The sequence below is a fragment of the Mariniflexile jejuense genome (assembly GCF_042675665.1).
GTDB lineage: Bacteria > Bacteroidota > Bacteroidia > Flavobacteriales > Flavobacteriaceae > Mariniflexile > Mariniflexile jejuense.
Window position 1 is genome coordinate 6,739 of record NZ_JBHTJI010000024.1, and the last position, 1,012, is coordinate 7,750.

Annotated in this window: 1 protein-coding gene; it reads right to left on the reverse strand. The window is 29.9% G+C overall.

What is annotated here, in order from left to right:
• Positions 1–129: 129 nt before the first annotated feature.
• Positions 130–864, reverse strand: a complete 735-nt coding sequence (locus tag ACFQ1R_RS12920; RefSeq protein WP_379926671.1) for a hypothetical protein — start codon at positions 862–864, stop codon at positions 130–132.
• Between the last annotated feature and the right edge of the window lie 148 nt (positions 865–1,012).

Sequence of the window (1,012 nt, forward strand, 5' to 3'; positions counted from 1 at the left end):
GCTATGGTTTCGTTGCGTGAAAATCCGCGAGGATTTTCCGCCGTAAACCGAAGATAGCAAATTTGCGAGGACTTTCCGAAAGGAAAGTCAGAAGCAATGAACTATAGCCGTTGTTGTATGCCGTTTTTTTTATTCAAATTTGTAATAATTTTTATTCCAGTAATGTTCTATGAAATCCCATTTGTCATTATAGTAACCTGGTTTTCTTATTTCAGAGTACATTTTTGTTTTTTTATTTCCACTCACTCTGTAAACAAAAATTCCGTTTATATTCTCTCCTTCACAACCAATTCCCTCAATATCTCCAATTTCGATTGCTTTATAATTCACAATTTTAAATAATTCACTTCCCCAATTTATATCAGCGCAACCACTTCTGTGATATGAATACCATAAATCTGATTTTTCAATTTTAGTTGGTTCAGGAAAATTCTCAAAATTGATTATTGGTCGGAATATTGAATTTGATTTATCAAACATTATTAACTCACTTATTCCACCAGTATTTGTAATTTGGTAAAGTCTAATATCCAAAATGCCATCTTTATCAAAGTCTTCAATTTCAAAACCATTTGTTGCATAACCATCGTGAATATAAATTGTATCTTTTTTTGAATTTAAAATAGCAAGATTCATTTGGTTTTTACTTCTCGGGTCGTTTTGAATTATGGTGAACAGTTTGTCTTCAATTTTCAAAGTATCAACAAGGTTTTCATATGAATCGGGTTCATTATTAATTTCAATATTTTTAGAAACAATTAAAGTGTCAATAGAGTATTTCTCTATCTCAGTTTTTTTCTTATTAATATTAGAATTACATCCCGAAATGATAATAAAGCATATATATAGTTTGAATAATTTCATTTTGTTCATTCAAATGGCATACAACGGTTACGTATAAGAATAGTGCGTAGTTTGAGTGCGAGGATTTTCCGAAGGAAAATCAGATGCAAGCAAACAAGCACAAACTTTTGATTTAGGAATAAACTTACGCATTATTTTTATACAATGT

Coding starts and splice junctions, on each gene's coding strand:
- ACFQ1R_RS12920 (WP_379926671.1), bottom strand. CDS start 864: ATGAAATTATTCAAACTATATATATGCTTTATTATCATTTCGGGATGT.